Genomic DNA, 13,878 nt, shown 5'->3' with positions numbered 1-13,878 from the left:
AGATCACGAAAGGCGCCTCTATGGCGCCTTTTGTTTGCTTAAAGCTGCAGTTCATCCGCGAGTGCTGTTTGAGCGCGGGATGCGGCGTCGACAATGACTACGTCGAATACCTGTTCTATAACTTGGCGAGGGCCTTGTTTCAGGCTCCAGGCGAAGAACACGAGGCATCCGATCAGGAGGGTGAAGAGGCCAGAACCAATGAGGCTCTGTGATACCCCTTTCCAGAAGCCTGGCTTTGCCGAGCAAATCTCATTACGGGCTTTGGTGGCGTAATAATCTGCCAGCTCTTCTGACTCTGCACCGAAGGATGACTCGAGGAAGTCTGCCGCTAACCGAGTCGCTTGGATCCGGTAGGCCTCAAGCTGCGAGCTGCTGTTGCTTATGTCATGAAACGCAATCAGATCGCTGTCTTCAGGTTCCACGTCATTCCTGTCCCTGAACGCCTGGATGTATTCGATTTTTTGGCGTTTATAAACGGAGTAGGCCAATTGCCCAAGGATGTCATCCTCATCATCCACCAACGCGTTGAAGATGAAATTGTAGCGCCCATCTTTCATTCCTGATCACCCCCGCCTGAGCTTTCGAGAGGCGGCTCTGAATGCTTGCTCTATGTCTTCTGTGCTCTTATGCCTGAATTCAACGATGCCCACTAATTCTTTTGGCAGCGCAAACGAGATGCCCTGTTTGCGTTGTGAAAGCCGGCTGTTCGCTTCAAGTACGACTTTGCGGGAAAAAGACTTCCAATTGTCCATGGTCGAATCTCTGCGATAGTTTGGTCGGAGCGAGTCTACGGCGCTGTGAGCGTCCTCGATGTCAGACGCTTCCGATTCTTCATTTCCCCATTTTACCCACATACCCACAATCGCTGTTGATCCACCTGTGGATAAACTGTTCACCTCTCCCTGCGAGCCATACAATCCGTGGCTTACAAGCGTTTGATTAAATTTTGATCAGCCTATCTTGCGGTTTTAAAAGGATTTTTCTCCACAGGGGAATGTTTTGGTCGTGTCTTTCTGCCCACATTCTCTGTGCGCCTCTATGTGGATAAGATGTTCGTGGTCCGCTGAGACCCTTACGAACCGTGGCTTGCGCAGGATTGATCAAATAGTGATCAATATGACGTTTCTCTGGCGAAATCTCTCCGGCGGCGCCCGAATATCGACGTATGCTCCGCTTTTCCACAGACTGGTGAGACTTTGCCTGACTTGCGCACATTCTCTGTTGGCGCTTCTGTGGATAAGGTGTTTGCTATCCCTTTAAAGCCTTTAAGTCCGTGGGTTCCATGCAATTGGTCAATAAGTAACCAGTCACGGCTGGAATATGACCATTTGAATAAGTCACGGTTTTTTGTGGTTTTTTATCTGTAGACGATGCGACTTGCCCACAATTGCTGTGGGTAGTGCTGTGGATAAGTTGTTCGTAGGCATTCCAAAGCCGCGAGCATGCTGGAGCAACGAAGCGCTGTTCGAATTTTGTACGGGAGGTATGTTCGAGCGCATATAAGTAATCGACTGAATGGGTGTGGCTGAGCCGTGGAGGTTAATCCGTACCTCCAGCTTCTCCTAACTGACCTAATACGTGCTTGACCATCGTGTCATAGGAAATTTCACCCCATGGGCCATCAGCGATGACGACTCCTCCCCTAATCACAATGACACGATCGAATCGCGACAATGCTGATAGATCGTGAGTCGTGCAGATTAGCCCGCGCTTGTGGAAGATTGTGAGAATCGTATCCCAGACTTGCAAAGCTGTTTCCGGATCCAAAGCCCCTGTGGGCTCGTCGAATAGATTGAAATCTCCCGGGCGATTGATCAGCCGTAGCAGCGACAGACGCTTCGCCTCCCCACCAGAAATGTTTTTGCAGCCTTCTGATAAATATCGCGTCCCTGCGAGCGCTCTCAAGCCAAAAGCGTCAATCACTTGAATGAGGCCCGGAGACAGCGCTTGACCGAACAGAACCGATTGACCAAACAATCCCTCCAGGAATATGGGTTGTTGAGGGCAGTAGCGCACACGTGCGAGGTAGTCCTGGATGTCGCAAGGTTCCAACGGTTTGCCGTCCAGGACAACCAGCTTGCGGCGAGCTTTGAGCGTTCCTGCGAGGGTCTCCAGAAGCGTCGTTTTGCCTGATCCGCTAGGCCCAATGATGGCGACGGACTGGTCAGGCAAGAAGTCCAGCGGTTGATTGCTTATCCCCGGCAACACCCCAATGCCCAAGCTCGTTACAGAACGCCCAAAGTGCGTTTGGGGGCTCTCGAGAACGTCCGGCAAAGCCAGTGTCTCTTGAAGTGCTCGTTTATCTATCAGGAATTGGTCCACCGCGCGATATGCTTCAGCCAGGGCGCTGAAATTAGCCAGAAACATGCCTGCTATCGAGAAGACTGCAACCAATTCTCCAATGCTCAAACGTGGCATATCCGATGTTTGATCGATAACCCCCCACGCCAAAAGGCCGGCGGTGGATAGCCCAAGGTACAAGATCTTAATTGAGCCGAGCGCTGCGCCGGTACTGGCCATTTTTATCGCCGCCTTTGCGTAGTCAGAATAACTTTTGCAAAGAGGCACTATAGCCACGTCGTCAGCTTGCTCTAGCTTGATCGCTTTACCTGCTTGTAGAGTGTCAAATAATCTGGACGAAACGATATCTTCCTGTTTGTTAACCTCCAGTAAATAAGGGCGGCGCCACGTCACGAGTGAGCGGTAAAGGAAGAGGTACCCGATGGAAATCCCCGTCAGTGCAAAAAAAATACTGGCACCTCCCAAGTAGGCAAAAAAAGCCGCGATCAATAGCCATTCGATAGCCAACGGAATGCCGGATGTAATGAAAAAATGCAGGATTTTTTCGTGGGCGGTTATTCCTCGCTCTACCGACTTCATCAAGCCGCCGATTCTCAGGGCTGAGAAATGTTCGAACTCCTTTCCCAATATTTTGACGGTCCATTGTGTCGACATATCGGCCAGCGTTGATTGGATGAGGCTCACCAGTTGGTAAGTCTGAAGGGGGTGAAAAATGGACTGAACTAACACGGCAATGCATAAACTGGTTATAAGCCACGTGACAGCCGACGGCTCCATCGCTTCGATGAGTGAGAGCTGGTCAATGATTTTCCCAAGCAACAACGGTGGTGAAAGCATGGATATTTTTAGCAACACTGTCATGGCGATTGCGCTCAAAAAAAGCCGTTTTCTTGAATGCAGCGTTTCTTGGAGGAAATTCATCATGCAATGGTTGCCTTATCCTAATGTCCTATTGGCGTGAAGCAATCGCTGCGGTACTACGGGGATCCCGGCTCTAATCAAATTGAATCTTTCAAGGCCTGGGACATAAGTCTGGGTGACTGCGCAGCCGCTTGCGAAGTTGGCAATAGTGCGTCTGAAGGCGCGCGATCCGGTGACTGACAGGTTGTCGGTGATGAGGTCGATTTGCTCCGCAACCGATAGCGTTCTCGGGGGATCAAGTCGCCTGAAGGTATATTCAATATTCCTCAATGTTTCGAGGCGAATGAGCGGCCGCAATGCGTTGGAGCGCTCGAACAGCGAATGGGCGCACTGGTCGGTCTCCTTCTCTGCATCATCGTATAACTCCATGGCTTGTGACAGCTCAGTGACGGCACGTTCGATCGAAATCCGTGGGTCGAGCGAGGAGCCGCTGCCGACAGGGCAGACGACAAACCTTCCATCTGGCCGCTTAGGGATAGCCATGCAGAAATACACGCCAGGTAGGGTTTCGGTCATTAAGACTTTCATGCCTTTGGCGATGAGTCTCAGTTCGGAATGGTCCTCAAATATCTCATCGATGATCGCGGTGGTTGGAGATTTAAGCATCAAAGGTTCATATTGCCCACATAGAGACATTAAGATTTTTGAGTACATGTGCCGCTCTAAAACTTCGTTCAGTCCATGCAGAATTGCTTCATTCTCGCTACATCCAAATGCAATGCCAGAGTTTGTAGAATAGCGGTTGAGGAATGAAATGGCGGATTGTGGGCAGTTGGTGTTAAAGATGTGCTTGTGAGGTAAGTGCAGCGCAGAAGGTATAAGTGCGGTTCGCCCATTCTGGATATCTGTGACCGTGACGCATTCTAAAGACGTACCTCCTTCGGGCAAGTTTGCCAGTAACCCGTCCATGTGGGTCAATGCTTGGTTGCGAATATCGTTTGTGCTACATGTAGAAATATTCTCGGATGACAGATATTCCAACGTGTAGTGCTCCAGGCTTTCCGCCATTGCGCCTACGTAACAATACCTCCCTTTGCCTGCGGCCTCTGAAACCGTTATGCCTTCACTGTTTTCAAGCGCACACGTTGCGACTGTGTGGGTGCTGTTGAATTTGATAGCAGGGACTAAGGATAACGAGTTTAGCGTTTCAATAATTTTGTTTTCTGACTCAGTAATTGACAACTCGCGTTCGAACATGGAGTGTTCCTCATAGGGGCTTGGGGGAGACAATCCCCCAAGCTTGCCATTAGGCTAGGTTGCGTTAATTGTGCAGGTAGAATTGAGTTTCAGTTGGCAGAAACCCTGCCATTGCATCAGTAGTTTGGTTGAAAGGGATGATCGAGATTTCAGAACGTTTACGTCCCATGTTAATTACTCCACTTGGTTATCAGATGGGGGATTCCCCGGAACTCACGTCATTTGCCGCGAGTGGTAGCTTTGTACCATTCGTTCAAAATCGTTCAAAGCGTTTATTATTTGGTTTTTTCTGATCGTTTTGTAGGAAGTTTCAGCGGTGTCGTAGGCCGACTTTGCTAACTTCATGATTCTATAGATTGTTGTTTGTAGGAATTCCTGTTCTGCCTAGTGTGCTTAGACTGCGACACACGGCAGGAAAATTCTGATGATTTGATGAGTTCGATGGCGCTGACTGAAATCCCACAATTGCTGTGGGTCGTGCCGCAGGTAAGGTATTTGGGCGGGAATGGCGGCGGGTTCGGGTTTGGCTGTTTTTTGAGCAGCGCCAGTTCGAGCTGTTTCAACGATTCTGTAGCAGTCCGGCTTGCCGGCGGTGGCGATTCCAAACGCACCACCGCCGGCAAGCCGTGCTGCTACAGAGCGCGGCAATGACCGGCAAACCTTACTCGTGATTAACCGCCACGCCTTTCAAGTACGGCGCTGGCTCTGCCCCCATGTTTTCCAGCAGTTTGGCGCTGTACCAGTCGATGAAGTTGACCACGCCGAATTCGTAAGTCTTTGAATACGGGCCGGGCTGGTAGGCGACGGAGTTGATGCCGCGCTGGTTTTCTTCGGCCAGGCGACGGTCCTGGTCGTTGGTGGCGTCCCAGACTTCACGCAGGCGTGCGACGTCGTAGTCGACGCCTTCTACGGCGTCTTTGTGCACCAGCCACTTGGTGGTGACCATGGTTTCCTGGGCGCTGATCGGCCACACGGTAAACACGATCACGTGGTCGCCCATGCAGTGGTTCCATGAGTGCGGCAGGTGCAGGATGCGCATCGAACCCAGGTCCGGGTTCTGAATACGGCCCATGAGTTTCTTGCTGCCTTGCTTGCCGTCCATGGTCATGGACACCGTTCCCTTGAGCAGCGGCATGCGTACGATACGGTTACGCAGGCCGAAGCTCTTGTGGGCGAACGGAATCTTTTCTGCTTCCCATGCAGCGGCAGACGCAGCGACGTGGTCTTTGAACGCCTGGTCGGCGCGTGGGTCGGTGACGTCGTCCCATTCCAGAAGGGTGTTCAGCAGTTCCGGGTGCGAACCGTTGCAGTGGTAGCACTCACGGTTGTTTTCCAGCACCAGCTTCCAGTTGGCTTTTTCCATCAAGGTGGTTTGCACCGCCACCTTGGTGTTCTCCATGTCGTACGGTTCCATGTAGTGATTCAGGGTCTGCAGGAACTCGTCGATAGCCGGCGGGTTGGCCGCCAGGCTGATGAAGATATAACCGCCCGCGACCTTGCAGTTCACGGGCTTGAGGCTGAACTGCTTCATGTCGAAGTCAGCGCCCATTTCGGTGCCCGCGTACAGTAGGCGACCGTCGAGTTCGTAGGTCCACTGGTGGTATGGGCACACCAGTTTGGCGACCTTGCCCTTTTCCTTGGTGCACAGGCGCGAGCCGCGGTGGCGGCAGACGTTGTGAAAGGCGTTGACCGAACCATCCGGCGCGCGCACGACCAGGATCGGATTCTTGCCGATCTGCAGGGTCAGAAAGTTGCCTTTGGCCGGGATTTCACAGGTCATGCCTGCGACCAGCCACTCTTTTTGAAAGATTTCCTGCATGTCGATTTCAAACAGCCGCTCATCGCTGTAGAAAGGCTGCGGCAGCGAGTAAGTACGCTCCCGGTTCTGCAGCATTTCGGCGGTGGCCTTGCGTGCGGGTTCCAGCGGATCGCCCAGGCTCAGAGTTGCGGTGACGTCCATCTTTCAAGTCCTCAGGCCGCGATTGTGCGACCTACGAATGTGGCTGATTACGGTTGTGTTGAGTCGTTTGCAGGCAAGGCGACGGTGCGTTCTGTCGCTCATCCTTATGAATAAAAAATCTGTAATCGATTGACGGCGAGTGTGTAGCCGGGCGCGACGTGAACCTTATCCATGGGCGACATGGCCGAATCCGTTTCCGACTACGCAACCCCTATAGATCGGGCCTGGTCGCCATAAGTATGTGAATGTCGCTGATAGGTAAATAGGTGGCTCGTGCGTTACGCAGAATCGCCACCATAAGAGGCCGACAGTCGGCCGTGGAGAGTGAGTATGTCCCAGAGTTTCCTCAGCCCGGTCAATACACAGACTTGGGCCAATGGCCGCCACCTGGTGCGGGTCGTCAAAGTGATCCAGGAAACCTGGGACGTGCGCACCTTTTGCTTCATGGCCGACCAGCCGATTCTGTTCTTTTTCAAGCCGGGCCAGTTCGTCACCCTCGAGCTGGAAATCGAAGGCGTCCCGATCATGCGCTCCTACACGATCTCCAGCTCGCCATCAGTGCCTTACAGCTTCTCGATCACCATCAAACGCGTGCCCGGCGGCAAGGTCTCCAACTGGCTGCACGACACGTTGCATGAAGGACAGGAACTGGCCGTACACGGGCCGGTGGGTCTGTTCAATGCCATCGACTTCCCGAATCCAAAAATCCTGTATCTGAGCGGCGGCGTCGGTATCACACCCGTCATGTCCATGGCGCGCTGGTATTACGACACCAACGCCAACGTCGATATGGTGTTCGTGCATAGCTCGCGTTCGCCTAAAGACATCATCTATCACCGCGAACTGGAGCAGATGGCGTCGCGCATCAATAACTTCTCGCTGCACATCGTCTGTGAGAAACATGGGCTGGGTGAGCCGTGGGCGGGCTATCGCGGTTATCTGAATCAGAAGATGCTGGAACTGATGGCGCCAGACTTCATGGAGCGCGAAGTATTCTGCTGCGGCCCGACTCCGTACATGAACGCGGTCAAGCGCCTGCTGGAAGCCAACGGCTTCAACATGGCGCAGTATCACGAGGAGTCCTTCGGTGCGACGCCACCGGAAGCCCGCGCCGATGCGGTGGAGCACGCCGAGCAGGCGGCCGACGCGCCAGAAGTCGACGTCGCCGAATTGCATCAGGTCGAGTTCACCGACACCGGCAAGAGCATTCGTGTTGCACCGGGCGAAACTGTCCACGCGGCAGCTGCCAAGCTCGGTCTGATGATTCCGAAAGCGTGCGGCATGGGGATCTGCGGGACCTGCAAGGTGATGAAGCTGAGCGGCGAAGTGGAGATGGAGCACAACGGCGGGATTACCGACGACGACGTGGAAGAGGGTTACATCCTGTCCTGCTGCAGCGTGCCGAAGGGTGATGTGCGGATCGAATACTGATACTGATCGACCGGTGTAGGAGCGCGCTTGCCCGCGATGAACGATGACGCGGTCTACCTGAGAGACCGCGTTGTTTTTTTTGCGGGCAAGCGCGCTCCTACACTGTAATCAACGGGCCGCTTACAGACGGAACCGCGCAACCATCCCGTTCAGATCCACCGCCAGACGCGACAACTCGTTGCTCGCCGCACTCGTCTGATTGGCGCCCGTGGCGGACTGGGTCGACAGGTCGCGGATGTTGACCAGATTTCGGTCCACTTCACGGGCCACCTGCGCCTGTTCTTCGGCCGCGCTGGCGATGACCAGGTTGCGTTCGTTGATTTCCACCACCGCACTGTTGATGGTGTCCAGCGCCAGCCCTGCACCCTTGGCGATATTCAGCGTCGACTCTGCGCGTTCGGTGCTGTTGCGCATGGAGCTTACGGCCTGTTCGGTGCCCCCCTGAATGCTGCCGATCATGCGTTCGATTTCGCTGGTCGACTGCTGGGTGCGATGCGCCAGAGCGCGAACCTCATCAGCTACCACGGCAAATCCACGGCCCGCTTCACCGGCGCGTGCAGCTTCGATGGCGGCGTTGAGGGCCAGCAGGTTGGTTTGATCGGCCAGGCCACGAATCACGTCCAGCACCTTGCCGATGTCGCGGGATTCGTCGGCCAGGTTGCCGATCAGCGTTGCAGTGCTCTGGACGTCGCCGCTCATGCGTTCGATGGCGCTGACGGTTTCCTGCACCAGGTCGCGGCCGTCGCTTGCGGACGTGGTGGCGTTCTTCGAGGCTTCGGAAGTGCTCACCGCATTGCGTGCGACTTCTTCGACGGCGCTGGTCATTTCGTTGACCGCCGTTGCCGCCTGTTCGATTTCGTTGTTCTGTTGCGACAGGCCACGGGCGCTTTCGTCGGTGACGGCGTTCAGTTCTTCAGCCGCAGACGCAAGCTGAGTGGCGGAACCTGAGATGCGTTGCAGCGTGTCACGCAGCCTGGACTGCATCTTCAGCATGGCGCTTAGCAGGCGACCGGCTTCGTCGGTGCCATCTACCTCAATGGTGCGGGTCAGGTCGCCTTCGGCAACTTCTTCGGCCGCTTTGAGTGCCGAGGCAATTGGACGGGTAATGCTGTTGGTCAGTAGCCAGGCGAACAGCAGTGTCAGGACAGTGGCAATGATCAGCAGGGTGACGACCATCGTAATAGCGGAGGAGTACTGCTCCGACGCCATCTTGTTGGTGGCATTGAGCTGTTGAGTGTTGATTTCGATCAGCTTGCCCAGCACGACATTCATCTGGTCGGAGTTGGTTTGCAGATCGGCGCTGAGCAGGAGGGTCAATTCGTCCAGCTTGTTCGCGCTGCTCAGGGACTTCATGCGGTCTTCGAGTCGGCGGTAATCGTTGAGCAGGGTCAGGTACTGATTGTAGGCGGCCTGCTCTTCGGGCGAAGAGATGAGTTTCACGTAAATTGCACGGGCGTCTTCGATCTGCTTGTTACGCATCGCCAGCAGTTCGACGGTTTTCTGCAGCGTTTCGGGCTCGCGGTTGAGCATCAGGCGGTAGGACAGGACGCGCAGGCGAATGCTGGCCTCGGTCAGCTTATCCAGAGCCTTGATGCTTGGCATGCTGTTGGTGGCCATGACTTCAGTGGCGTCGTTGATCTTGCTCATTTGTGTCAGGGCGAAGATGCCGAGCACCAGCATCAGTAGTCCGATGATGGAAAAACCAAGGAATGCGCGGGGCGCGATGTTCATATTGCGTAGGGACATGACGGTTCCTGAAGGCGCCGCGATCCATGCGTGCAGAAGGGAGTTTTGACAGAGATGCTTGCTTATCGGTCGGCTGTGCGAGGACTTGAACCCTTTGGTCCATTCCTGTGCGCTTATGTCGCAGGCGGCCGATCTGACGAACAGCAGGAACAAGATGGGGAATTCGCAGTCAATCAGGACCCTGATGCGTTTGCGGGATTGAAGCAATACAAGTGCTTTTTCTGGTCGGTGTAGCGGCTTAAATGCCCTGATTTCACTGGTAGCTGGAGTGACTTTTCTTTATCGTACGCGCCCTTTGAAATTTGCCTGAGAAATCAAAATGTTGGAAGCATCCCTAAGCCAGTTGGAAAAGCTCGTCGGTGACTTGGTACAGCAGAACCAGGACCTGCAGAACACGAATGCGCAGCTTGCCGAGGAATTGAAGCAAGCCAGGGATGACAACGACAGTCTGCAGTTGAGCCTGCTGGAGCAGGAAGAGAAGCAGGGCGCGACCGCTGCGCGGATTCAGGCGTTGGTTGATCGCGCGACCAGCGTCAGTGCGGTCAGCGCATGATCATCGACCGCGACGCCGCCAAGGTCATTTCCATTCTGGGCAACGACTACACGATCAAGGCGCCTGAGGGTCAGGAGCAGACCTTGATGGACGCCGTGGTCATGCTCAAGGCGGCGCTGTCCGAAACCAAGCGCAGTTACCCGACCCTGATTGGTGATCGCCTGCTGGTGTTGGCGGCCCTGAATCTGTGTTCGAAGCAGATCGAACTCAAGCAGCAGCACGCCGAAGAGCTGAGCCGTTATGAGGATAAAGTCAGCGCGACGGTCGAGGTGATCGAGAAGGTGATTGCGCAGGGGTGATGCCATGGCTGCCGGCGGCCGATCGTCGACGACTTTAAGGTCTGCTTCTGCCGAAGGCGTGGGAGGTCGCCGGGGTGGCGCTCCACCTTGTCGACGATCTGCCGGGCACCGGCAGCAATCCCGGCAGATGCGGTGTGTCAGAAACAGCGCCTTGAATGGTTTTGCGACTGCTTCGCAGCCAATCGCCGACAAGTCGGGCTCCCACGGCCTCCGGCCAGAAACCGATGGCGTGAGGATTACGCCCCCATCACCAACCGGATATCCGCCGCCAGCTCTCGTACGCGGGCTTCTTCGGTGTCCCACGAGCACATGAATCGTGCGCCGCCGCTGCCGATGAAAGTGTAGAAGCGCCAGCCTCTGGCGGTGAGTGCTGCGATAGCCGCTTCCGACAATTGCAGGAACACGCCGTTGGCCTGCACAGGAAACATCAGTTCCACGCCCGGAATGTCTTTGACCAGCTGAGCCAGCAATTGCGCGCAGCGGTTGGCGTGGCGAGCGTGTTTGAGCCAGGCGTCGTTTTCCAGCAAGCCGACCCAAGGCGCCGACAGAAAGCGCATTTTCGACGCCAGTTGCCCGGCCTGCTTGCAGCGATAGTCGAAGTCTTCCGCCAGTTTGTGGTTGAAGAACAGAATCGCTTCACCCACCGCCATGCCGTTCTTGGTGCCGCCGAAGCACAGCACGTCGATACCGGCTTTCCAGGTCAGCTCGGCAGGCGTGCAGCCCAGATAGGCGCAGGCGTTGGCGAAACGCGCCCCGTCCATGTGCAGGTTCAGGCCCAGCTCCTTGCAGGTGTCGCTGATCGCCTTGAGTTCTTCCGGCAGGTAGACGCTGCCCACTTCAGTGGCTTGGGTCAGGGTCACGACGCGAGGTTTGGGGTAGTGGATATCGGCGCGCTTGAGCGCGACTTCGCGGATCGATTCCGGCGTCAGCTTGCCGTTCTCGCTGCGTGCGGTCAGCAGTTTGGAGCCGTTGGAGAAGAACTCCGGGGCGCCGCATTCGTCGGTTTCGACGTGGGCGGTTTCCGAACAGATGACGCTGTGGTAACTCTGGCACAAGGATGACAGCGCCAGTGAGTTGGCGGCCGTACCGTTGAACGCGAAGAACACTTCGCAATCGGTTTCGAACAGCTGACGGAATTGATCGGCGGCGCGTGCTGTCCATTGGTCGTCGCCGTAAGCACGTTGATGGCCATGGTTCGCTTGCTCCATGGCCGCCCAGGCTTCCGGGCAGATTCCCGAATAGTTGTCGCTGGCAAACTGCTGGCTTTGGTCTGACATGGCCGGTTCCCTGTAATCGAAGGCTGCGACTGTAACCAACATCCGGGGGTTTGGTCTTGCTTTCTTGCGTCAGAAAATTCAGCAGATTAGCGGAGTGAGATGAGCGAACCGAATCCTGCGACAAGACCGCTGCGTGATCGAGCTCTGGACCTGATCAAGTGGTTGGCCATGCTGACCATGGTCATGGATCACCTGCGCTATGTCGGCTGGCACGCGAACTGGCTGTATGTGCCTGGGCGGCTGGCGTTCCCGTGGTTCTGTCTGGCGATTGCGGTGAATGTTGCGCGCAGCGTGTCGCGTTCAGTTCAGCCGCGGATAAGCTGGACGTACCTGGCGTGGCTTGCCGTGTTTTCAGTCGTCGCCGAGTTCCCCTATCGGCTGTACATGGCCGGTGAAGTGACCACGCTTAATGTAATGCCGACCTTGGTGCTGGGCTTGATGGTCGCGCAGGGCGCGATCAACCGCGCTTGGCCGATGCGCCTTATGGGTATTTTGGCGCTGGGTATCGGCGTCGCGTTCGGGCCGCATTTGATGTTTGGCGCTTATGGCGTGCTGCTGCCGACTGCGTTTTTGCTGGTGCTGCGCGGGTCGCTGTGGCTGGCGGTGGTGCCAGGGGTCGTCTGTCTGTTGAGCAACGAATGGTCGAAGATCATCGATGGCATGCTGTGGGGCGATCCGATCTCTATCGGTGCGCTGATCGCCTGTCTGCTCGGACCCTGGCTGGGGTTAACGCTGTTGCGCTGGCGAACGACCCTGTCGGTCTGGCCGATGCGGCGCTGGGCGTATCTGATATATCCCGGACATTTTTTGCTGCTGCTTGGACTGCGACAGATTCTCGCCTGACGCAATAACCCTGTAGGAGCGCGCCTGCCCGCGAATGCGATGTGTCAGTCACCGGTGATGTGTTTTGATCTAACGCATCGCGGGCAAGCGCGCTCCTACAGGTTTCGCGGCGACTCACCGTTTGTTGCATGGCGCTGAAAATCGCTCTAGACAACCGCCATCACGGCCCTTATCTTCCGCACCAGGCCACCGCAGTGGCCAGCGTCGCTCGGACGGTTCCGGGCGCTTACGTCTCTAGAGGCACCTCATGGCTGACCAAGGTTCGCCGCGCCGCTTTGCGCGCATCGATCGACTCCCCCCTTACGTGTTCAACATCACTGCCGAGCTGAAAATGGCCGCTCGTCGTCGTGGTGAAGACATCATCGACCTGAGCATGGGCAACCCCGATGGGGCAACCCCGCCGCATATCGTCGAAAAACTGGTCACTGTCGCCCAACGTGAAGACACTCACGGCTACTCGACTTCGCGTGGCATTCCGCGTCTGCGTCGGGCGATCTCAAGCTGGTACAAAACGCGCTACGAGGTCGACATCGACCCGGAAAGCGAAGCCATCGTCACCATCGGCTCCAAAGAGGGCCTGGCGCACCTGATGCTCGCCACCCTCGATCAGGGTGACACCGTGCTGGTGCCAAACCCCAGTTATCCGATTCACATCTATGGTGCGGTGATAGCAGGTGCGCAGGTGCGCTCCGTGCCGCTGGTGCCGGGTGTGGATTTCTTCGCCGAGCTGGAAAAAGCCATTCGCGGCTCGATCCCCAAGCCGAAGATGATGATTCTGGGCTTCCCGTCCAACCCCACCGCTCAGTGCGTGGAACTGGATTTCTTCGAGCGGGTTGTCGCGCTGGCCAAACAGTACGATGTGCTGGTGGTTCACGACCTGGCCTACGCCGACATCGTCTACGACGGCTGGAAAGCGCCTTCGATCATGCAGGTGCCCGGCGCCAAGGACATCGCGGTGGAGTTCTTCACCCTGTCCAAAAGCTACAACATGGCGGGTTGGCGGATTGGTTTCATGGTGGGTAACCCAGAACTGGTCAATGCCCTGGCCCGAATCAAGAGCTACCACGACTACGGCACCTTCACTCCGTTGCAAGTCGCCGCCATCGCGGCGCTCGAAGGCGATCAGCAGTGTGTACTCGACATTGCCGAGCAGTATCGCCAGCGCCGGAACGTGCTGGTCAAAGGTCTGCATGAGCTGGGCTGGATGGTCGAAAACCCTAAAGCGTCGATGTACGTCTGGGCCAAGATCCCCGAAGCCTATGCGCATCTGGGGTCGCTGGAGTTCGCGAAGAAGATGCTGCTCGAAGCCAAGGTCTGCGTCTCGCCAGGTGTCGGTTTTGGTGAATACGG

General features: G+C 55.9%; 11 protein-coding genes. 5 read left to right on the top strand and 6 right to left on the bottom strand.

Annotation, left to right across the window (positions count from 1 at the left end; translation table 11 throughout):
• Positions 1 to 38: 38 nt before the first annotated feature.
• The 4 genes from D3M70_RS02615 to gbcA all read right to left on the bottom strand — a co-directional run bounded on the left by D3M70_RS02615 (position 39) and on the right by gbcA (position 6,379).
• Positions 39 to 557 (bottom strand): hypothetical protein, encoded by a 519-nt coding sequence (locus tag D3M70_RS02615; RefSeq protein WP_120124121.1) that lies wholly within the window; start codon positions 555 to 557, stop codon positions 39 to 41.
• A gap of 982 nt (positions 558 to 1,539) precedes the next feature.
• Positions 1,540 to 3,225, bottom strand: coding sequence for an ATP-binding cassette domain-containing protein (locus D3M70_RS02605; protein WP_120124117.1), 1,686 nt, complete (start codon positions 3,223 to 3,225; stop codon positions 1,540 to 1,542).
• 12 nt (positions 3,226 to 3,237) lie between these two features.
• The gene (locus D3M70_RS02600; protein WP_120124116.1) at positions 3,238 to 4,419 is read right to left on the bottom strand and encodes a YcaO-like family protein; all 1,182 of its coding nucleotides are present in this window, start codon (positions 4,417 to 4,419) and stop codon (positions 3,238 to 3,240) included.
• Between the two features lie 661 nt (positions 4,420 to 5,080).
• A complete protein-coding gene (gbcA, locus tag D3M70_RS02590; RefSeq protein WP_120124112.1) occupies positions 5,081 to 6,379 on the bottom strand; it encodes a glycine-betaine demethylase subunit GbcA in 1,299 nt (432 codons plus the stop codon).
• Between the two features lie 330 nt (positions 6,380 to 6,709).
• Here gbcA and gbcB point away from each other — a divergent pair, with 330 nt between their 5' ends.
• Complete coding sequence (gbcB, locus tag D3M70_RS02580) at positions 6,710 to 7,810, top strand: glycine-betaine demethylase subunit GbcB (RefSeq protein WP_120124111.1); 1,101 nt, start codon at positions 6,710 to 6,712, stop codon at positions 7,808 to 7,810.
• 120 nt (positions 7,811 to 7,930) lie between these two features.
• Here gbcB and D3M70_RS02575 read toward each other — a convergent pair whose 3' ends face one another.
• Positions 7,931 to 9,556, bottom strand: a complete 1,626-nt coding sequence (locus tag D3M70_RS02575) for a methyl-accepting chemotaxis protein (RefSeq protein WP_120124109.1) — start codon at positions 9,554 to 9,556, stop codon at positions 7,931 to 7,933.
• 319 nt (positions 9,557 to 9,875) lie between these two features.
• Here D3M70_RS02575 and D3M70_RS02570 point away from each other — a divergent pair, with 319 nt between their 5' ends.
• Entirely contained in the window at positions 9,876 to 10,109 is a 234-nt protein-coding gene (locus D3M70_RS02570; RefSeq protein WP_120124107.1) for a hypothetical protein, read from the top strand.
• Complete coding sequence (locus tag D3M70_RS02565) at positions 10,106 to 10,408, top strand: cell division protein ZapA (protein WP_120124105.1); 303 nt, start codon at positions 10,106 to 10,108, stop codon at positions 10,406 to 10,408. Before D3M70_RS02570 ends, D3M70_RS02565 begins: the two co-directional genes overlap by 4 nt.
• A 236-nt stretch (positions 10,409 to 10,644) precedes the next feature.
• On the opposite strand, the gene D3M70_RS02560 is transcribed toward D3M70_RS02565, so the two are convergent.
• Positions 10,645 to 11,685, bottom strand: a complete 1,041-nt coding sequence (locus D3M70_RS02560; protein WP_120124104.1) for a low specificity L-threonine aldolase — start codon at positions 11,683 to 11,685, stop codon at positions 10,645 to 10,647.
• Positions 11,686 to 11,784: 99 nt separating this feature from the next.
• On the opposite strand from D3M70_RS02560, the gene D3M70_RS02555 reads away from it, so the two are divergent.
• A complete protein-coding gene (locus tag D3M70_RS02555) occupies positions 11,785 to 12,528 on the top strand; it encodes a TraX family protein (protein WP_120124102.1) in 744 nt (247 codons plus the stop codon).
• A 247-nt stretch (positions 12,529 to 12,775) separates the two neighbouring features.
• Positions 12,776 to 13,878, top strand: a 1,103-nt coding sequence (alaC, locus tag D3M70_RS02550) for an alanine transaminase (protein ID WP_120124425.1), incomplete at its 3' end; no start/stop codon positions are given.

It is taken from the genome of Pseudomonas sp. LS-2 (assembly GCF_003605735.1).
Classification (GTDB): domain Bacteria; phylum Pseudomonadota; class Gammaproteobacteria; order Pseudomonadales; family Pseudomonadaceae; genus Aquipseudomonas.
Note: the sequence above shows the minus strand (reverse complement) of the source record. Positions and strands in the feature narration are given on the sequence as shown.